The organism is Microbacterium sp. WHRI 7836 (genome assembly GCF_040223885.2).
In the GTDB taxonomy this organism is placed as follows: domain Bacteria; phylum Actinomycetota; class Actinomycetes; order Actinomycetales; family Microbacteriaceae; genus Microbacterium; species Microbacterium oxydans.
Window position 1 is genome coordinate 159,457 of record NZ_CP168171.1, and the last position, 18,781, is coordinate 178,237.

Sequence of the window (18,781 nt, forward strand, 5' to 3'; positions counted from 1 at the left end):
ATCCGGTGCCCGCTCGGCGCGTTGGTATCCGCCTCCGGGGAGACACGCCGGGCGCGGACGAATGGTCTCCGTTTTGGCAGGAGTGCGCGGGCGCGGGTGCGGGTGTGCGAGGAAGGTGTGGGTGTGGGTGTGGGTGTGGGGCGAGGGTCAGGAGTCGCGGCGGAGGGCGCGCCAGTCCTCGACGATCTGCAGCATGCGGGTGGAGAGGAAGCGGAAGAACTCGGCGAGCTCGATCGCGCGGTCGTGGGCGCCCTGATCGTCGGCGTGCTCCGCGGCGATCTCGTCGATGTACTCGGAAAGGCGCGAGTACACCGGCATGTTCCCGATGATCGAGCTGTAGAACGGATCGTGCACGAACTCGTAGCGGTCGCGCCGGTCGCCGGGGCGCGATCGACGCTGGATGAAGTGCAGCTGCTGCAGGTAGCGCACCGCGCCGGAGACGGCAGCGGCCGAGACGCCCAGACGCTCGCCGAGCTGCGCGGCCGTGTACCCGCCCTCGGGAGCGGCGATCAGCGCCATCATCACGCGCGCAGGCATCCGCGGCATCCCGGCGGCGGTCATCATGGCGGCGGCCTGCTCGGCGGATTCCGTCCCGCGGTGGGAGTCGGGCGAGGGTGCGTCGCGGTCGTCAGGCATCGTGCTCCTCCTAGGCTCCGGGGGCGAGCTCACGGCGTCGCATCAGGGTCAGGGCTCCTGCGCCTCCCGCGACCAGGGCGAGCACGAGCCACCACAGGCCGCGCACATCCACGCCGCTGCCGTCCACCACCGGGGTCACCCCGAAGGGCGAGAGGTTCATCGTCCATTCCGGCAGTCCGAACAACGGACCGAACATCCCGAACAGGGTCGCCAGCAGGACGAGGCTCCACGATACGGCCGTCGTCGCGCGGGGGAGCAGCACGAAGGCGAGCGCGGTGAGGACGGCGAAGACCGATGCGGCGAACGCCTGGCCGAGCCCCGCCACCGCCACGATGCGGTACAGCGATTCAGCGCCGCCGTTCACGCGGATGCCGACCCACCCGGCGAGCACCGCGGCGGCGACCACGATCAGCACCGCGACCACGCCGACGATCACGTAGTCGGCGAGCCAGCGCACACGACCGACCGGGGTCGCCAGCACGGCCTCGGCTGTGCCGTGCGCCTCCTCCTGCCGTGCGCGCACCACGATCTGCACGGCGCAGCACGCGGCGAGGATGCCGAGAAGGGTGAAGAACACGGTGACCACGACCTCGTCGAGCCCGCCTGTCGCTCCGCCGATCTTGGTCAGGATGTCGGCCACGGCCGGGTTCTCGCCCGAGATCCGGTCGACCAGTCCGCTCAGGGTGGTGGCGAGGATGCCGGTGATCGCTCCGCCGACCGCCCACCCCACGATCGCCCCGGACGTGAGCCGCCACACCAGGGCATGCGGCGAGGTGAGCGCGGGCCGTGCCGAGACCCTGCCGGGGCGCTCCGCGACGAAACTCGCATCGATGTCTCGCATCGACTGCAGGGCGACGGATGCGCCGGCGAGCACGAGTCCGAAGGCCAGGCCGAGCAGCACCGGCCAGACCAGGTCGGAGTCGTAGGGGCGGGACTGCTCCACCCACCCGAAGGGGGACAGCCACGCCGGCCACGCGCTCGTGATGCGGGTGAGATCGTCGCTCGGGGTGCCCGCCGCGTTGCCGATGCCGCGGATCAGGAACATCGCCACGAGCGCCCAGACCGTCAGGGAGTTCGCGCCTCGAGAGGTGCGCAGAAGCTGCGCCGCGAGGAGGCCGACGCCGAGGAACGCGATGCCGCAGGACGCCGCTGCGGCCCCCGCCAGGACCGATCCTGCGAGCGGAAGGCCGGTGGCGACCAGCGCGAGCGCCGTGAGCAGGGCCAGGGCGACGTTCGCGAGGACCCCGTGCGCGATCGTCGCGACCGTCGGAAGGCGGCGCCCGGCGGGGGTGGCCCAGACGAGCTCAGCCCGTCCTGCCTCCTCGTCGCCCCGGGTGTGCCGCACGGCGAGGAATGTGCTCATGAGGGCGGCGAGGAACGCCAGCCACGGCAGCACCTCGAAAGCCAGGAACGCCCCTTCGGACGTGCCGGACGGCAGCCCGCGGAACATCAGGATCACCGGATTCGCGAGCGCGGCGGCGAGGATGTTCTGCCGGTCGGCAAGAGTCGAGTAGGACTGGCTGACACCGGCGTATCCGGCGAAGGCCATCAGGGCCGTACCGACGATCCACAGCGCGAGCTGCAGCCGATCGCGGCGCAGTCGCTGTCTCAGCAGCACGCCGAACGTGGTCACCACGCACGGTCCTTCAGCGCGCGGCGGGTGGAAGGCACTTCGTGCTCCGCCTCGCCGTTTTCGGCCGCTTCGAGGCCGGCGAGGTCATCGCCGTAGTGGCGCAGGAACAGCTCCTCGAGCGAGGGCGGGGCGACGCGGAGGTCGCTGATGCCGAGGGTGGCGAGTGTGGGGAGAACCGTCGCCGTGCGATCGCTGTCGACGGAGAGGCGGATGCGGTCGCCCTGCTGCACGGGGTCGTGCACGTCCGGGATGCGGCCGACCTGTTCGAGGGTGGCGCCGGCGGAGGCGAACGACACGTCGCTGCGGGTGAGGTGACGCAGCTCCGCCAGGGTTCCCGCCTCCACGACGCGGCCCGCGCGGATGATCGACACCCGGTCGCACAGCTGCTCGACCTCGCTCATGATGTGGCTCGACAGCAGCACGGTCGCGCCGTTCGCGTGGGCGCGGGCCACTTCACGCTGGAAGATGACCGCCATCAGGGGATCGAGTCCGCTGGTCGGCTCATCGAGGACGTAGAGGTCGGCAGGCACGGCGAACGCCGCGATCAGAGCGACCTTCTGCCGATTGCCCTTCGAGTAGGCGCGGCCCTTCTTGCGCGGGTCGAACTGGAACGCGTCCATCAGGCGCTTCTTCTCGTGCTGGTAGGCGGCGTCCTTCGCACGGGCGCCGCGCAGTCGTGCGAGCAGGTCGACGGCCTCGCCCCCGGACAGGTTCGGCCAGACGCTGACGTCTCCTGGCACGTAGGCGATGCGTCGATGCAGGTCGACGGCGCGCTCCCAGGGGTCTTCGCCGAAGACCTCGACCTCACCCCCCGTGCGCCGCGCGAGGCCGAGGAGGATGCGGATGGTGGTCGACTTGCCCGCGCCGTTCGGGCCGAGGAACCCGTGCACCTGGCCCTGCTCGACGGTGAGATCGAGGCCGTCGAGTGCGTGCGTGTGGCCGTAGTGCTTCGTGAGATTGCGGGTGGCGATGACGGTGGTCATGCGCGGGAGCGTACGCCCGATTCACAAAGTTGTGAATCGGGCGAAAACAACACATGCGAAATCCTTACGACGCCCGCGTACAGTGGGCTGGTGCCGGAGTTCCCCTACAGTCGCCTGCGCCGCTGGCCCGACGTCGAGGCGGACAACCTGCAGGCATATGACGCGACCGACCTGCTGCTCGTGGAACGGGCGCTCGCGCTCGACGTGGACGGCTCCGAGACGGTCGTCATCGGCGACGAGTACGGCGCGATCACGCTCGCTCTTGCCGCGGCAGGGCGCCACGGCATCCGGGTGCATCAGGACCTCGCGACCGGCCGCCTGGCACTGCAGCGCAATGCGGAAGAGCTCGGGCTTGCGGGTGCTTCCGGCCGAAACGGAGACGACCTCAATGGGGCAGGGCGCGTCGCGGGGCAACCCGCCGAGCGTGAGACGGATGGTCTGGGTTTCGGCCGACTGTTCCACCCGCACGAGCTCGATGCCGACCTGCTCACCGGCGCGAAACTGGTGCTGCTGCAGCTGCCGAAGTCGCTCGCGGAACTCGAGGAGATCGCCGACGCCGTGGCCCGCTGGGCTGCTCCCGACGTGGTGCTCGTCGCCGGAGGCCGCGTGAAGCACATGTCCCTCGGCCAGAACGAGGTGCTGGGGCGGAGCTTCGCGCACGTGCAGGCCCAACGCGCCGAGCGGAAGTCGCGACTGATCGTGGCCGCGGAGCCGCGCCCCGCCGCCGCGGACCGGCCGTTCCCGGTGGCGGCGCAGCACGACGGGCTGACGCTGGTCGCCCACGGAGGCGCGTTCGCGGGGCCGCGCCTCGACATCGGAACCCGAGTGCTGCTGGAGGTGCTCGGCCTGACCGGTGCGCAACTCGGCAAGAATGCCCCGGATCGGCGCGATTCGCACCGGAGCGGGAGGGAAGATGGACGTCCTTCCGGAGTCGTTCACGACGCTGCGTCCCGACGTGTGCTCGACCTCGGCTGCGGCACCGGTGCGCTCGCCGTGTCCTATGCCCTCGCGCACCCCGAAGCGCAGGTGACGGCCACCGACCGGTCTGCCGCTGCAGTGGCATCCGCCCGCGCGACGGCGGCTGCGAACGGAGTCGCCGACAGGGTCACGGTCACCCACGACGACGCCGGCTCCGCGCTTCCCGATGCCTCCTTCGACGTGGTGCTCCTGAACCCGCCGTTCCACCTCGGCGCGAGCGTGCACACGGGAGCGGCGACGCGGCTGTTCGAGGCCGCGGCGCGTGTGCTCCGGCCCGACGGAGAACTCTTCACGGTGTACAACTCCTCCCTCGCCTATCGCCCTGAACTCACCCGGCTGGTGGGGTCGACCGAGCAGGTCGAACGCACCCCGAAATTCACCGTCACACGCAGCATCCGGAGCGCGCAGACCTCGGATTCCTGACCGCGGAACCACCGCGGGAGGGATTGTTGAATACCCGTGCAATCCCCCGGTCAGCCACCGAAACGAGGCCACCCCGCGCGACCGGGATTTGCCCCTGATCGGCCATTTCGTTACGTTGGTCTGTGGGCCTGACGGCCCGAAGACCAGTCCGCGACCACGTCCTTCTTTCGATGAGCTGTGCTGCGAAGAGGCGTGGACGTACGGTCGATGCTCTATCGCGGTGGATCCGAAATCCGCCGTCCGTGCCGCCACAGCAGACATGTCGAACGGCCTTGAGGGGATCACCCGGGCGTAACCGAAGCAGGCTCAGCCACCCGAAGGCGAGCCGCAGGGGAAACGTGTCCGAAATCGCTCTCGAAGCGCGCAATCTGTACAAGGTTTTCGGTAAGAATCCGAACGCCGCCGTCCGTCGGCTGAAGGCCGGTGAGAGCCGAACCGCCGTCGCGGATGCCGGCACCGCCGCGGTCATCGACGCCAGCTTCTCCGTGAATCGCGGGGAGATCTTCGTCATCATGGGCCTGTCGGGATCCGGCAAGTCCACCATCATCCGCATGCTCAACGGGCTGCATGACGTCACCGACGGCACCGTCACCGTGAACGGCGATCCCATCACCGGCATTCCGTCGTCGCGACTTCGCGAGATCCGTCGTGACCGCATCTCGATGGTGTTCCAGCACTTCGCTTTGCTGCCGCACCGTACGGTCGCCGCGAACGTCGCGTACCCGCTGGAGCTCAAGGGCACCCCGAAGGCCGAGCGCCTGGCGAAGGCGGAGGAGATCCTCTCGCTGGTCGGGCTCGAGGGCCAGGGTGAGAAGCTCCCGTCCGAGCTCTCGGGTGGCATGCAGCAGCGCGTCGGCATCGCCCGTGCGCTCGCCGCCGACAGCGACATCCTGCTGATGGACGAGGCGTTCAGCGCCCTCGACCCTCTGATCCGGCGCGAGATGCAGGAGCAGCTGCTCGAACTGCAGCAGAAGCTCCAGAAGACCATCGTGTTCATCACGCACGACCTGAACGAGGCCATGTTCCTCGGTGACCGCATCGCCGTGATGCGCGACGGCCGCATCGTGCAGATCGGCACACCCGAAGACATCCTGATGGACCCGGCCAACGACTACGTCGAGCAGTTCGTGCAGGACGTCGACCGTGCCCGCGTGCTCACCGCGGCCAACGTGATGGAGCGCCCGCGCCCCGTCGTGCCGCACACCGCGGGACCCCGCACCGCCCTGCGTCAGATGCGCGACGCCTACATGTCGGCCACGTACGTGGTCGGCAAGGACCGGCAGCTCATCGGTGTCGTCACCGACCGTGACGCGGTGAAGCTCGTGCGCAACGGTGCGACCACGCTCGACTCGATCATCAAGCCCGTGCTGCAGAGCGTGCGCGAGGACGACGTGCTCATGAACCTGTTCGTGCCGGCCGTCGAGTCTCCCCTGCCGCTCGCGGTCACGGATGCCGAAGGCCGTCTGGTCGGGGTGATCCCGCGAGTGACGCTGCTCGCCGCCCTCGGCCCCGGGCCCGGCGCGACCGAGGAGATCACGCTTCCGCTGATGCCGATGCCGCAGGCCGAGATCGATGCGGTGCTCGATGACGGGTGGACCGCCGACCCGGGCCCCTCGACAAGCTCAGGAGCCCAGGTCGAGACGGAGGAGGTGCGCTGATGGATGGCTTCCGCATCCCCGTGGGAACCTGGATCGAGTCCGTCGTCGACTGGGTCAAGGACAACCTCGACGGTCTGCTCGACGTGATCTCGTTCGTGATGAGCTTCCTCGTCGACGGCCTCACGAGCATCCTGCTCGCCCCGAACTTCGTGGTCATCATCGTGATCGCCGCGCTCATCGCCTGGGTCGTGCGCTCGTGGCAGCTCGCGATCGGCACGGTCGTGTCGTTCGGACTGATCGTCGGGATGGACCTGTGGGTTCCCGCGATGCAGACCCTGGCGCTCGTGCTCGTCGCCGCCATCATCGCGGTGCTGATCGCCGTGCCGCTGGGCATCTGGTCGGCGCGCAACGCCACCGTCCGCGCCGTGCTCAAGCCCGTGCTCGACTTCATGCAGACCATGCCGGCCTTCGTGTACCTGATCCCGGCGATCGTGTTCTTCGGCATCGGCGTGGTGCCCGGCCTCGTGGCGACCGTGATCTTCGCCCTGCCCCCAGGTGTGCGTCTGACCGAGCTGGGCATCCGCGGTGTCGACTCCGAGACCGTCGAGGCCGGTCAGGCGTTCGGCGCGAAGCCGGGCCAGATCCTCCGCGGCATCCAGCTTCCGCTCGCGATGCCGACCATCATGGCCGGCGTCAACCAGGTCATCATGCTCGCCCTGTCGATGGCGGTCATCGCCGGAATGGCGGGAGCTGACGGCCTCGGGAAGATGGTGGTCGAGGCGATCTCGACCATCAACATCCCCAAGGGCGTCGAGGCCGGCCTCGGTGTCGTGTTGATCGCGGTCTTCCTCGACCGGGTCACCGCGGCGCTGGGAGCTCCGGGCGAGAACCGCTCGTCGCTGCTCGGCATGCTCGCACGGCGTCGCACCCCGCGCGGGAACGGTGGCGGAACAGCATCCGCTCCCGCTCCCGAGACGTCCGCGCAGCAGGACGCCGCGAACCCGGAACTCGTGCACTGAGTCCCATCACCTACGGAACAACACCCATACGGAACGCAAGAGAGAGAAATCACATGAAGAAGAAGATCCTCGCAATCACCGCACTCGGCGCCGCAGCCGCGCTCACCCTCGCGGGCTGCAGCAGCGACGGCGCCGGTGGCACGGGCGGCGGCGACGGCAGCGGCGACGACAAGGGCACCATCACGCTGGGCTTCCTGCCCTCGTGGACCGATGGGCTGAGCACCGCCTACCTGCTGCAGGACCAGCTCGAGAAGATCGGCTACACGGTCGAGATGAAGACGCTCACCGAGGCAGGCCCGCTCTACACCGGGCTCGCCCAGGGCGACGTCGACATCTATCCTTCGGCGTGGCCGGAACTCACCCACGCCTCCTACATGGAGAAGTACGGTGACGACATCGAAGACCTCGGCAAGTACTACGAGAACGCCAAGCTCACCCTCGCGGTTCCGGAGTACTCCGAGCTGAACTCGATCGAAGACCTCGTGGGCAAGGGCGGCGAGTTCGACGGCAAGATCTACGGCATCGAGCCGGGCGCGGGCCTCACCGCCCAGACGCAGAAGATGATGCCCGAGTACGGTCTCGATGGCGAGTACGAGCTCGTCACCTCGTCGACCGCGGCGATGCTCACCGAGCTGAAGACCGCGACCGACAAGCAGGAGGACATCGTCGTGACGCTGTGGCGTCCGTTCTGGGCCAACGACGCCTTCCCCGTGAAGGACCTCGAGGACCCGAAGGGTGCGATGGGCAAGGCCGAGGGCCTGCACTTCCTGGGCACCGACGGCTTCGCCGAGGAGTTCCCCGAGGCCGCCGAGCTGATCGAGAAGATCAAGCTCGACGACGAGCAGTACGGTGCGCTCGAAGACCTCGTGGTCAACGAGTACGGCGAGGGCAAGGAAGCCGACGCGGTCGACGAGTGGCTGAAGCAGTACGGCGACCAGTTCGACTGGACCGTCACCAGCTGACACCGCTCCCGCTTCACGAAGGAGGGCCTCCCGCGCCGGGAGGCCCTCCTTCGCGCTTGCGTCACCCCCCTTACGCTGGGCGACCACGAGTGCGACCATGGCCGTTCGAGGACCCGACCGGGCCCCGGAACGGAGAGGGAACGATGTGCACAGGACTGAGCTTCACCACCGTCGACCACTACTTCGGGAGAAATCTCGATCTCGAGTTCTCGTACAACGAGACGGTCACCATCACGCCGAGGAACTTCTCGTTCCCGTTCCGCCGACTCGCGTCCATGCCTACGCATCACGCGATCATCGGCATCGCGACGATCTCGGACGGGTACCCGCTGTACTACGACGCGGTCAATGAGAAGGGGCTCGGTATGGCCGGGCTCAACTTCCCCGACAACGCGTACTACCCGGCGGAGGATTCCGAGGCGACCAACGTCACCCCCTTCGAGTTCATCCCGTGGGTCTTGGGGCAGTTCGACTCCGTGGCGCAGGTGAAGGAAGCGCTGGAGACCGTGAACCTCGCCGACATCTCGTTCAGCGCGCAGTTCCCGCTGTCGCCGCTGCACTGGATCATCTCGGACGGTGCGGCCTCGATCACGGTGGAGAGCGTCCACGACGGCCTGAAGGTGTACGACAATCCCTGGGGCGTTCTCACCAACAATCCCACGTTCGACATCCAGAGCTTCCGGCTGAACGACTACATGCATCTGTCGACCCGGCAGCCGCAGAACACGTTCGCCCCTGACGTGCCTCTGGATACCTACAGCCGGGGGATGGGCGGGATGGGTCTCCCCGGGGACCTGTCGTCGTCATCACGATTCGTGAAGGCGGTGTTCACGCGGATGAACTCCGTTTCGGGGAGCTCCGAGTCGGAGTCGATCAGCCAGTTCTTCCAGATCCTCGGCTCTGTCGCCCAGCAGCGCGGATGCGTGCAAGTGGGCGACGAGGAGAAGTACGAGATCACCATCTACTCGTCATGCTGCAACGCCGACAAGGGGATCTACTACTACACGACCTATGAGAACAGCCAGATCACCGGGGTCGACATGCACCGTGAGGACCTCGATGGCTCCGAGTTGGTCGCCTACCCGCTCGTCGAAGGGCAGCAGATCTCCATGCAGAACTGACAAGACCGGAGCCGTGTGAGAGGGGGGCAGCGGCCGGGGGCTCAGTAACCCAGTCGTGCCCGAACGTCGTTGAGCAGCTGCGAAGAGCGCAATGCCGCATCGGGCGCGACAGCGGAGATGCCCTGGACCAGTACGTCTGAGATGAGGATCGCCGAGAGGCTCTCGGAAGTCAGTCCTGTGGGGGTGTGGGGTGCGGTCAGGATCGCGTCGACACGGGAGGAGAGCCTCTCGTGGAGCTCGTCGGTCACGAGGATGACGCCGGCGCCCATCAACTGTGCGTGGTCCAGGAGTACATCGATGTCGCGGGTGACCCGTCCAGGCGCGAAGATGACGAGGACGTCCTTCGCCTCGAGGTTCAGGACCTCGTCTGCGAGACGGAATCCGTCGGTGCTGAGCCGCCGAGTGGAGAGTCCCGTCCGTCGTAGGCGCAGTGCGAGGTTGTCAGCGGCGATCCCGGAGGCGCCGAGGCCGTAGCAGTAGATGCTCTCGGCGCGCATGAGCAGCGTGATGGCGGCGGAATACGCAGCGTCGTCGTTCGAGCTGCGTGCGAGTTCGATGAGCGACGCCGCCTCATCCCAGGTCTCCTGCTGGATGCGGGCGAGGTCCTGGCCGATGTGCTCGATGCGGGTCTTGAGTCGTACCTCGGGCGAGACGCTGCTCGAGAACGGAGCCGCCACCTCCTGCTTCAGGTGCGAGAGGCCCGAGTATCCGAGTTTCTGCAGGGTGCGCACGACGGAGGCGTTCGAGGTGCCGCTCTGGGTGCCGAGTTCGGCGGCGCTCGCATAGAGGATGTGCTCGGCTGAGGTCGATGAGAGCACGCGGCAGACGGCACGTTCGGATTTCGAGAGGTCGTTCCACGTCCTGGCGATGCGCGCGCGGAGGCCGGAGAGCGCAGGGTTCTCTGTATCGCTTGTTACAAACGGTTCCATTGCTGTATCATTCTGTTCGAGAGGCGCATCATCCGTAACGGATGATTCAATCATCCCGGGTGCAACCTCATTGCGCAACAGGCGCACCTGACAGGGAGGTCATATGGCGGCCACGACACCGATCCGCACCATCGAGATCAGTGGGGCGCCCCGCGAGCGCGGGCGCCGATACGGCGAAGCCGCCGCCGACCTCATCGCCGGCTCGATCGAGTACTACACGGAAGCGCTGACCCAACAGACCGGCATGAGCTGGGCCGGGATCACGGATTCCGTCTCGCGATGGGTTCCGATCAGCGAGCAGATCGCGCCGCACCTCGTCGAGGAGATGCGGGGGATCGCGGAGGGGGCGGGTGTCGCCTTCGCCGAGATCGTCACGCTGAACGTGCGCGGCGAGTTCGTCTACGACCACCAGGGACCGTCGCGAGTCACGAGGACCGCGGCCCGTGCCGCCGACGACGAGCGCGACGACGCCGTCGACGGCTGCACGTCGTTCTTCCTGACAGGTGAGGGCAGCGGCACCGGGCACACGCTCGTCGGGCAGAACTGGGACTGGCGCACGCGCACCGCGGGAACGACCCTCATCGTCCGCGTCGTGCAGGATCCGCTTCCCACGGTGATCATGCAGGTGGAAGCCGGGCAGGTGGGACGCCACGGTGCCAACTCCGCCGGTATCTCGCTGAACGCCAACGGCCTCGGGGGGAGCTTCGGGGCGGCGGTCGGCGTGCCGCAGACCCTGATCCGCCGGCTCGTGCTCGATCAGGGCGATATCGCGAGCGCGCTCAGGATGCTGGTCAAGACCCGTCCCCATATCGCGAGCAATGCGCTCCTCGCCGACCGCAGCGGATTCGGCATCGACCTCGAGACCACGCCGAGCGGCGTGGACTGGATCTATCCCGAACGCGGCGTGATCGCGCACACCAACCACTTCCAGGCTTCCGTGCCGCCGCAGCTCGCCGGGTCCTACCTTCCGGTGGCAGCGGATTCGCTGCTTCGTCTGCCGCGTGTCCAGGCCGGGCTGGCGGCGGTCGCTCGTGCGGAGAACCCCGAACACAGCTACGCGCTCGTGCGTGAGGCGATGTCGGATCACCTCGGCTTCCCCGAGGGCGTCTGCACACATCCGCATCCCGACTCCCCCTCGGTGAAGCAGTGGTCGACGCTCCTCTCGAGCTGTGTCGACCTCACCACCGGCGAATACCGCGTCGCGAACGGATTCCCCTGCGAAACCGAGTACGAGGTGCTGCCCTGGAATCTCTACGACGGCCCGCACGACGAACTCCCCTCCCCCTGACCGACAGATTGAGAACCCGAGGAGATAGCGTTCAATGAAGAAGCAGCATCACCCCATCACCGTGACGATCGGCGTGCTCGCCGCCTCGGCATTCGTGCTCGCCGGCTGCAGTTCGGGGTCGAAGGGCGAAGACGGCGACGCCGCCCTCGACGTGCCTTTCGGTGCGACGACACCCGCCGCCTCCGGTCCGCTCGAGAGCGTGACGTGGATGCTCGGCGGCGAGCCGACGACACTCGATGCCGACATCGATGCCACCACCGCCGACGACACGGTTCTCGCGAACGTCTGCGACCGGCTCATGCAGGTGCAGCCCGACCTGACCCTCGGTCCCGGGCTGGCATCGGACGCCGAGTGGACCGACGACACCCATCTCGTCTTCACCATCAGGCAGGGGGCGCTGTTCCACGACGGCAGCCCCGTGAGCACGGCGGACGTCGTGTGGAGCATGCAGCGCCACTCCGAGGACGGTGCCGCCGAATCCGACGAGTACCGGAACGTGGTCTCGATCGAGCAGACCGGCACCGACCAGATCACTGTCACGACATCGCAGCCGGATGCGATTCTGCTCCAGGCGATGGCGGGCGACGGCGGTATCGTCTGGAACCCGCGCGTCATCGAAGCCGAAGGGGAGGGCTTCGGCAGCCCCGGCTCCGCCTCCGCGTGCAGCGGGCCGTACCAGGTGACGTCGTGGGACGCGGGGTCGCAGCTCACCATCACCAGGTTCCCCGAGTACTGGAACTCCGACGTCGATGCCCTCACGGACGAGGTCGTCTTCCGATGGGCCGACGAGACCGCGATAGCCAACTCGGTCACGACGGGCGAGGCCCAGGGGTCGTTCCTCGAGAACGCCGGCGCCGCCCGGAGTTTCATCGGGAGCGCCGATGTGTCCGTGTATCAAGGACCCTCGACGAACGCGTGGGTGCTCGAGACGACCGATCGCGGCGCACTGACGGATGAGCGCATCCGGCAGGCCCTCTCGCTCGCCCTCGACCGGACCGGCGTCGCCACGGCTGCCTTCGGCGGTCTCGCCCAGCCGTGGAAGACACCCGTCGGTTCGGGAGCCTGGGGATACGAGGCCGACACCTTCGAGCAGGCCTACGACGCTCTCGAGGGCGCGCCCGCGAAGCCGAGCGAGGCCGATCTCGCGGCGGCCAAGGACCTGATCGCCGAGGCCGGCGCCCCTTCCGCCCCGATCGTCGTCGCCTCGAACGGCTCCTCGACGCACAACGTGATCGCGAATGCGCTGGTCGCCGCGGCGCAATCGATCGGGCTCGAGGCGGAGATCACCGTGATCCCGCAGGTGCAGTACGGCGACTTCTACTCCGACCCCGACCTCCGAGGCCAGGCCGATCTGTGGCCCGACGAGTACTACATCTCGAAGAACGACCCCCTCGGCTTCTACAAGAACGGCGCGTCCGATGCGAGCGTGAACTTCGGCGTCTTCTCCGACCCGGAATACGATGCGCTCGTCGACGAGGGTTACGCCGCGACGGATGACGTCGAGCGCGCCGAGATCACGACAGAGCTGCAGAAGCGCTGGGTGGAGCACGCGGTGTGGATCCCGGTCGTCGCGACGCCGTCGACGCTCATCATGTCGAAGGCGGTCACGGGTGTCCCCGCCTCTGCAGCGTTCATCTACTACCCGTGGGCCGTCGATCTCGGCAGCGCGAAGGGGTAGTCACGATGCCATTCGCGCTCCGCAAGCTCGCCGGCATGGTCTTCACGCTGGTGATCGCCTCCTTCATCATCTTCGCTGCGATGTACGCAGCGCCGGGTGACCCGGTCACGTTCCTCATCGGCAACCCCGAGAACCTGACGCCGGAGCGGATCGCGAGCGTCCGGGCCCAGTACCACCTGGACGAGCCGATGCTCGTCCAGTACTGGCACTGGGCCTCCGGAGTCCTCACCGGCGACTTCGGACAGTCGTTCCAGTACCACCAGCCCGTGAGCGCGCTCCTGGCGGCGAGGGTGCCCATCACCCTGTCGCTCGTCGCCTACGCGGCCGTCGTGCTCACGGTCGTCGGCATCGGCCTCGGCATCGTCGCGGCCGTGCGCCGAGGAAAGGGGGCCGATACCGCCATCATCGGATTCACGACTCTCGCAGCGAGCATCCCCTCCTTCGTGCTGGGAATCGCCTTCGTCGCGCTCTTCGCCGTGGAACTGCGATGGTTCCCCGTGGCAGGTGCGGGTTCCGCTGGACTCGATCGTCTGTATGCGCTCACGCTCCCGGCGCTCACCCTCGCCATCACCGCGCTCGCCATCGTGAGCCGCGTGACACGACAGTCCATGATCGAGCAGTTCTCCTCGGAACACGTCGAGGCCGCCCGAGCCTCGGGTCTCCGCGAGCGGTACATCGTGCGCGATCATGTCCTGCGCGGGGCCTGGGGCCCCATCATCACCATGGTCGCGCTCGTCATCGCGAGCATGATCGCCGGAACGGTCGCGGTCGAGACGGTGTTCGGGATCTCCGGCGTCGGCTCGCTCCTCGTCGACGCGATCAACACGCACGACTTCCCGGTGGTGCAGGCGGTGCTCCTGTTCATGGTCGTCGCCTACATGATCGTCACGACGATCGTCGATCTGCTCCTTCCCGTGCTCGACCCCCGTATCCGACGAAGGACGGTGTCCGCATGACCTCCGTGCTCCTCCCACGGGTGCGCCGCCGTCGGCGCTCCGGATCCGACGTCGGGTTCTGGATCTCCTGCGGCCTCCTCGCGCTCATCGCGGTCGCGGCAGCTTTCGCCCCGCTCCTCGCCCCCTACGAGGCCGACAGCGTCGACTTCGGAGCGATCTGGGAAGGGCCGAGCGCACAGCACCTGCTCGGCACGGACCAGCTCGGGCGCGACCTCTTCTCCCGGCTTCTCATCGGAGCGGGTGAGACACTCGTCGGACCGGTCGTGCTGCTCGCGCTCGCCACCGTGCTCGGGGTGGCGATCGGTGTCCTGGCGGCGTGGCGAGGCGGATGGATCGATACGGTCCTGGCCCGCGTGACCGACGTCATGTTCGCGTTCCCCGGACTGCTCTTCGTCGTGCTCGTCATCGCCGTGTTCGGCAAGGGACCGGCCACGGCGATCGTGGCGCTCGCGCTCGCATACGCGCCGGTCATCGCGAAGTACACGCGCAGCCTGGCTCTGAGCGAGATGACGCGGCCCTACATCGACGCGTACCGGGTTCAGGGGCTCGGCGGCCTGACGATCTGCGTGCGCGGAGTCATCCCGAATCTGCTCCCTCCGCTCGTCGGGTATCTCGTCGTCCTCTTCGGCGAAGCCCTCATGAGTCTCGCGACGCTCAGCTTTCTCGGGTTCGGGGCGCAGCCTCCGAGCTCGGAGTGGGGCCTGATGGTCCAGGAGGGGCAACCCGGAATCATCCAGGGGGAGTTCCTTCCCACGCTCGTCCCCGGTGCCGCCATCGCCATCGTCGTCATCGCGGTGAACGTCGCCGGGGTGCGCGTGGCCGACCGACTGCTTGCGAAGGGATGAATGATGCTCCTCGACATACAGGACCTTGATCTGGCGTTCGGCGAAGGCGACGACGCGGTTCGGATCCTCACCGGCGTCAGCCTCGTGGTGGACCGCGGCGAGCTCGTCGGGCTCGTCGGGGAGTCGGGCTCGGGCAAGTCGACGACGGCGCGCGCGGCCCTCGCCCTCTACGGCGATGAGGCGACGATCGCGGGGAGCATCCGCGTCGACGGGACCCAGATGGTGGCGGCCGATGAGAAGACCCGGCGGCGCGTGCGCTCCGAATCCGTCTCGCTGGTGCAGCAGGATCCGCGTTCCGCGCTCAACCCCGTGCGTCGCATCGGGGATTCACTCGCCGAACGACTCGTCCGCGTGCACGGCTGGCGACGGGGCCGCGCCGAGGCGCATATCGTCCAGCTCCTCGCCGCGGTGGGACTCACCCACCCGGAGCGGCGAATGCGACAGTACCCGCATGAGCTCTCGGGCGGCATGCTCCAGCGCGTGGTCATCGCTTCCGCATTGAGCACCGATCCCGCGCTCCTGCTCGCCGATGAGGCGACGAGTGCGCTCGACGTGACGACGCAGGCCGAGATCATCGCGATCTTCCAACGGCAGATCCGCGACCGTGGTCTCGGCATGCTCTTCATCACCCACGACCTGGCTCTGGCCGGGGCGATCTGCGATCGGATCCATGTCCTGCGCCAGGGCGAGATAGTCGAGACGCTCACGAAGCCGGGGCTCTTCGCGGACGCGGTTCATCCGTACACGCTCTCGCTGATCGCCGCGGCCCCTGTACTCGACACGAAGGAGGCGTCATGAGTCTGGTGGAGGTCTCCGAGCTGTATCGGGCCTTTCGGATGGGTCCGGGATCCGAGCGCGTCGTCGCGGTGAACAACGTGAGCTTCGCCATCGAGTCGGGTGAGGCGCTCGGCCTCGTCGGTGAGTCGGGCTCGGGCAAATCGACGATCGCTCGGATCCTCGTGGGTCTGGAACGCGCCGACGCGGGGTCCGCGGTGATCGACGGCGTCGACCGCCTCAGTCGACCGCGCGGCAGAGCCGAGCGTCTTGCGAGGGCTCGTGCGGTGCAGATGGTGTTCCAGGATCCGAACGGGTCGCTCGATCGACGGCTGACCGTGCGCGAGGCGCTGCGGCGAACCCTGAGGCTGCGGGAGCAGGGCACGGGGTCGCACCCCGACCGCACGATCGGCGAACTGCTGGATCGCGTGCGGCTCACCGAGCGGCACGCTGACGCGAAGCCCCATGAGCTGTCGGGCGGTCAGCGACAGCGCGTCGCGATCGCGCGCGCCCTGGCGGTGTCTCCCCGTCTCGTCGTGCTCGACGAGGCGGTGTCCGCACTCGATGTCTCCGTGCAGGCGCAGGTGCTCGAACTCCTCGCCGAGATCCAGCGGGAGTCGGGGGTGAGCTATCTGTTCGTCAGTCACGACCTCGCCGTCATCGGCGAGCTCTGCTCCCGTGTGCTCGTGCTGTTCCGTGGCACGGTCGTCGAACACGGAGAGACCGGCCAGGTGCTGCGAAGCCCGCAGCACCCGTACTCGCAGCTCCTCATCGCATCGACCCCCGGTCCGGGGTGGGACCCGGAGCGGGTCGTGCAGGACCGGATGACGTTTACGCAGCGCATGGAGGTCGTCGGTCGGGGCGACCGGAAGTAGGCCGGGTCAGAGCGGGAGGACGATCGCGGCGATCAGGCCGCCGCCTTTACGGGCGCGCAGGCGCACCTCGCCGCCATGGGTCTTGGCGATGCTCTGCACGATCGCGAGTCCCAGCCCGGTGCCGTCCGGGCCGGCCGAGGTGCGACTCGCATCGCCGCGGTAGAACGGCTCGGTGAGCAGCTGCACGGTGGCAGGGGGGATCTGCGCCCCGGTGTTCTCGATCTCGATGACGGCTCGTCCGCGTTCCCGTCGGGAGCGCACCCACAGCTCACCGCCGGGCACGTTGTGGCGGATGCCGTTCTCGAGCAGGTTGCGCACGCCCCTGGCCAGCAGCACCGCATCGCCCTCGACCGTGAGGTCGCGCAGGTTCGTGTGCACCTCGATCTCCTGGGCGTCGAGGTCGCCGACCTGGTCTTCGATGAGCGTGCGCAGCTCCACCGGTTCGACCTCTTCCAGGCCGGTGCGGGCACGCGCGAGGGCGAGCAGCGCCGTGATGAGCCGCTCACTCTGCTCGGTCGCCCGCAGTGCCCGCTGCATGTTGGCCTGCAGGTCCGCCGGCACCGCTCCCTGTTCGAGGGGGATCTCCAGCGCGGTGCGCGTCGTCGTCAGCGGGGTGCGCAGTTCGTGCGAGGCGTTCGCCACGAAGCGGTCCTGGGCGGTGAACGCCGACTGCAGCCGGTCGAGCATCCCGTCGATCGTGTCGCCCAGCTCCTTGATCTCGTCGTCGGGCCCCGGCAGAGCGAGGCGTCGGCCGAGGTCGCGTTCGGAGATGTCGCGCGCGGCGGCCGTGACCTCTCCGATGCGGTCCAGCGAGCGGCGCGCGAGCCAGAACGCGATCGCGGCGGCCACCCCGGTGAAGGCCACGAGCACGACCACCGACCACAGCAGCAGCCCGTTGCCCACCTCGTCGGCGAGGAAGCTCGACTGCTGCAGCACCGCGCCTTCCACGGCGTCGAAGGTCAGGGTCTGGGACGGCACCGCGAGCTGCGCGTCGATGGATCCGGCGTAGTACCCGCAGCCGGTGCTGGCCTGGCCCCAGAGGAGGCTGCTGCCGTCGGGGAGCGGAGTCACCTCGCTGACGTCGGATCCATCGGTCGCGCTCGACCCCTCGCCGACCTGCAGGACCGCCGCCATCGGGAGGCAACTGGCCTCGGTGGTGGTGATGGCCGTGGAGAACAGCTGTTGCACCACGAGGTACTGCACGGTGAGCAGGGCGGCACCGGCCGCGATGAAGACCGCGGTGATGATGATCACCAGTCGGGTGCGAAAGCTCATACGTCTCATGCGGTCGTCCCCACTCGATAGCCGTGTCCTGCCGCGGAGTGGATCACCTCGGGCGAGCCGAGTTTGCGTCGGAGCGTGTGTACCACGATCTTGACCACACCGCGTGTGCGCTCCTGCGGTTCGTCCCACACCTCGTCGAGGAGGTCGTCCGCGCTGACGTAGCCGCCCTCCGCGGCGAGAAGCGTCTCGAGCACCCCGAATTCCTTGAGCGTCAGCCGGATCGGGCTGCCGTCGCGCTCCACGATGCGTCGAGCGCTGTCGAGGCGCACTCCGGCGAACTCCTGCACGGCACTCGTGCGCGCAGATCCGCCACGACGGCCGAGCGCTCGGATGCGGGCCAGCAGCTCCACGTACGCGAACGGCTTGGCGAGGTAGTCGTCGGCGCCGAGGTCGAGGCCCTCGACACGGTCGTTCAGGGTCCCTGCGGCCGTGAGCATCAGGATGCGTGCCGGATACTCCTGCGCGACCAGAGTGCGGCACACCGCGTCGCCGCTCAGCACCGGCAGGTCGCGGTCGAGCACGATCACGTCGACGTCGTTCGAGGCCGCGGAGGTCAGGGCTGCGGCTCCGTCGCGGGCGACCTCCACCAGGTAGCCCTCGCGGCGCAGGCCGTCGGCGAGCGTGTCGGCCAGGTCGGTCTCGTCTTCCACCAGCAGCAGTCGCATGGCACCTCCGTCATCCGAGGGTGCGTGTGCCGCGGTTAGTTTCCGGTTAGGCGCCGTCATACCGACAGCAAACCACCGCCTCCGTAGAACTGACTGCACGTCGCGGATGAGCTGCGACCGCGAGAAAGGGAACC

The 18,781-nt window shown here is 68.2% G+C and carries 17 protein-coding genes; 11 read left to right on the plus strand and 6 right to left on the minus strand.

The window, feature by feature from the left end; genetic code table 11:
- Positions 1-147 precede the first annotated feature (147 nt).
- From ABRP18_RS00800 to ABRP18_RS00810, 3 genes are read right to left on the minus strand one after another with little or no spacing between them, the layout of a single operon-like run.
- Complete coding sequence (locus tag ABRP18_RS00800; protein WP_349885258.1) at positions 148-636, minus strand: helix-turn-helix domain-containing protein; 489 nt, start codon at positions 634-636, stop codon at positions 148-150.
- A gap of 10 nt (positions 637-646) precedes the next feature.
- Positions 647-2,272 carry a polyketide antibiotic transporter gene (locus ABRP18_RS00805; protein ID WP_349885259.1) on the minus strand — a complete coding sequence of 542 codons (1,626 nt, stop codon included), beginning with the start codon at positions 2,270-2,272 and terminating at the stop codon, positions 647-649.
- Positions 2,266-3,252, minus strand: coding sequence for an ABC transporter ATP-binding protein (locus tag ABRP18_RS00810; RefSeq protein ID WP_349885260.1), 987 nt, complete (start codon positions 3,250-3,252; stop codon positions 2,266-2,268). Before ABRP18_RS00810 ends, ABRP18_RS00805 begins: the two co-directional genes overlap by 7 nt.
- Before the next feature lie 90 nt (positions 3,253-3,342).
- Here ABRP18_RS00810 and ABRP18_RS00815 point away from each other — a divergent pair, with 90 nt between their 5' ends.
- The 5 genes from ABRP18_RS00815 (at position 3,343) to bsh (ending at position 9,353) form a co-directional block, all read left to right on the plus strand.
- Complete coding sequence (locus ABRP18_RS00815) at positions 3,343-4,653, plus strand: methyltransferase (protein WP_349885261.1); 1,311 nt, start codon at positions 3,343-3,345, stop codon at positions 4,651-4,653.
- Positions 4,654-4,991: 338 nt separating this feature from the next.
- Positions 4,992-6,311, plus strand: a complete 1,320-nt coding sequence (locus tag ABRP18_RS00820; RefSeq protein ID WP_058630835.1) for a glycine betaine/L-proline ABC transporter ATP-binding protein — start codon at positions 4,992-4,994, stop codon at positions 6,309-6,311.
- Positions 6,311-7,270 (plus strand): proline/glycine betaine ABC transporter permease, encoded by a 960-nt coding sequence (locus ABRP18_RS00825; RefSeq protein WP_046748101.1) that lies wholly within the window; start codon positions 6,311-6,313, stop codon positions 7,268-7,270. The genes ABRP18_RS00820 and ABRP18_RS00825 overlap by 1 nt, the downstream gene beginning before the upstream one ends.
- 53 nt (positions 7,271-7,323) lie before the next feature.
- Positions 7,324-8,232 (plus strand): glycine betaine ABC transporter substrate-binding protein, encoded by a 909-nt coding sequence (locus tag ABRP18_RS00830; RefSeq protein ID WP_046748102.1) that lies wholly within the window; start codon positions 7,324-7,326, stop codon positions 8,230-8,232.
- A 143-nt stretch (positions 8,233-8,375) separates the two neighbouring features.
- Positions 8,376-9,353, plus strand: coding sequence for a choloylglycine hydrolase (gene bsh, locus ABRP18_RS00835; protein WP_141368065.1), 978 nt, complete (start codon positions 8,376-8,378; stop codon positions 9,351-9,353).
- A 41-nt stretch (positions 9,354-9,394) separates the two neighbouring features.
- Here bsh and ABRP18_RS00840 read toward each other — a convergent pair whose 3' ends face one another.
- Entirely contained in the window at positions 9,395-10,282 is an 888-nt protein-coding gene (locus tag ABRP18_RS00840; protein ID WP_193762169.1) for a MurR/RpiR family transcriptional regulator, read from the minus strand.
- Positions 10,283-10,385: 103 nt separating this feature from the next.
- On the opposite strand from ABRP18_RS00840, the gene ABRP18_RS00845 reads away from it, so the two are divergent.
- Genes ABRP18_RS00845 through ABRP18_RS00870 form a run of 6 tightly spaced genes read left to right on the plus strand, consistent with a single transcriptional unit; the run spans position 10,386 to position 16,698 of the window.
- Positions 10,386-11,570: a C45 family peptidase gene (locus ABRP18_RS00845; RefSeq protein ID WP_349885262.1), complete on the plus strand. Its 1,185-nt coding sequence runs from the start codon at positions 10,386-10,388 to the stop codon at positions 11,568-11,570.
- Between the two features lie 34 nt (positions 11,571-11,604).
- On the plus strand, positions 11,605-13,248 hold the full coding sequence (locus ABRP18_RS00850; RefSeq protein WP_349885263.1) for an ABC transporter substrate-binding protein: 1,644 nt from the start codon (positions 11,605-11,607) through the stop codon (positions 13,246-13,248).
- A gap of 5 nt (positions 13,249-13,253) precedes the next feature.
- The gene (locus tag ABRP18_RS00855; RefSeq protein WP_349885264.1) at positions 13,254-14,204 is read left to right on the plus strand and encodes an ABC transporter permease; all 951 of its coding nucleotides are present in this window, start codon (positions 13,254-13,256) and stop codon (positions 14,202-14,204) included.
- Entirely contained in the window at positions 14,201-15,049 is an 849-nt protein-coding gene (locus ABRP18_RS00860; protein ID WP_061017457.1) for an ABC transporter permease, read from the plus strand. The genes ABRP18_RS00855 and ABRP18_RS00860 overlap by 4 nt, the downstream gene beginning before the upstream one ends.
- A complete protein-coding gene (locus ABRP18_RS00865; RefSeq protein WP_113680819.1) occupies positions 15,050-15,847 on the plus strand; it encodes an ABC transporter ATP-binding protein in 798 nt (265 codons plus the stop codon).
- Positions 15,844-16,698 (plus strand): ABC transporter ATP-binding protein, encoded by an 855-nt coding sequence (locus ABRP18_RS00870; protein ID WP_046748107.1) that lies wholly within the window; start codon positions 15,844-15,846, stop codon positions 16,696-16,698. The genes ABRP18_RS00865 and ABRP18_RS00870 overlap by 4 nt, the downstream gene beginning before the upstream one ends.
- Before the next feature lie 6 nt (positions 16,699-16,704).
- On the opposite strand, the gene ABRP18_RS00875 is transcribed toward ABRP18_RS00870, so the two are convergent.
- Both ABRP18_RS00875 and ABRP18_RS00880 read right to left on the minus strand, forming a co-directional pair.
- On the minus strand, positions 16,705-17,973 hold the full coding sequence (locus ABRP18_RS00875) for an ATP-binding protein (RefSeq protein WP_349885265.1): 1,269 nt from the start codon (positions 17,971-17,973) through the stop codon (positions 16,705-16,707).
- A gap of 5 nt (positions 17,974-17,978) precedes the next feature.
- Positions 17,979-18,647: a response regulator transcription factor gene (locus tag ABRP18_RS00880; protein ID WP_349885266.1), complete on the minus strand. Its 669-nt coding sequence runs from the start codon at positions 18,645-18,647 to the stop codon at positions 17,979-17,981.
- Positions 18,648-18,781 lie beyond the last annotated feature (134 nt).

Bases quoted from the DNA above. Each gene is read 5' to 3' on its own strand.
- bsh (WP_141368065.1), top strand. From the start codon at position 8,376: ATGTGCACAGGACTGAGCTTCACCACCGTCGACCACTACTTCGGGAGA.
- ABRP18_RS00840 (WP_193762169.1), bottom strand. From the start codon at position 10,282: ATGGAACCGTTTGTAACAAGCGATACAGAGAACCCTGCGCTCTCCGGC.
- ABRP18_RS00825 (WP_046748101.1), top strand. From the start codon at position 6,311: ATGGATGGCTTCCGCATCCCCGTGGGAACCTGGATCGAGTCCGTCGTC.
- ABRP18_RS00860 (WP_061017457.1), top strand. From the start codon at position 14,201: ATGACCTCCGTGCTCCTCCCACGGGTGCGCCGCCGTCGGCGCTCCGGA.
- ABRP18_RS00875 (WP_349885265.1), bottom strand. From the start codon at position 17,973: ATGAGCTTTCGCACCCGACTGGTGATCATCATCACCGCGGTCTTCATC.
- ABRP18_RS00810 (WP_349885260.1), bottom strand. From the start codon at position 3,252: ATGACCACCGTCATCGCCACCCGCAATCTCACGAAGCACTACGGCCAC.
- ABRP18_RS00850 (WP_349885263.1), top strand. From the start codon at position 11,605: ATGAAGAAGCAGCATCACCCCATCACCGTGACGATCGGCGTGCTCGCC.
- ABRP18_RS00870 (WP_046748107.1), top strand. From the start codon at position 15,844: ATGAGTCTGGTGGAGGTCTCCGAGCTGTATCGGGCCTTTCGGATGGGT.
- ABRP18_RS00865 (WP_113680819.1), top strand. From the start codon at position 15,050: ATGATGCTCCTCGACATACAGGACCTTGATCTGGCGTTCGGCGAAGGC.
- ABRP18_RS00855 (WP_349885264.1), top strand. From the start codon at position 13,254: ATGCCATTCGCGCTCCGCAAGCTCGCCGGCATGGTCTTCACGCTGGTG.
- ABRP18_RS00880 (WP_349885266.1), bottom strand. From the start codon at position 18,647: ATGCGACTGCTGCTGGTGGAAGACGAGACCGACCTGGCCGACACGCTC.
- ABRP18_RS00800 (WP_349885258.1), bottom strand. From the start codon at position 636: ATGCCTGACGACCGCGACGCACCCTCGCCCGACTCCCACCGCGGGACG.
- ABRP18_RS00830 (WP_046748102.1), top strand. From the start codon at position 7,324: ATGAAGAAGAAGATCCTCGCAATCACCGCACTCGGCGCCGCAGCCGCG.
- ABRP18_RS00845 (WP_349885262.1), top strand. From the start codon at position 10,386: ATGGCGGCCACGACACCGATCCGCACCATCGAGATCAGTGGGGCGCCC.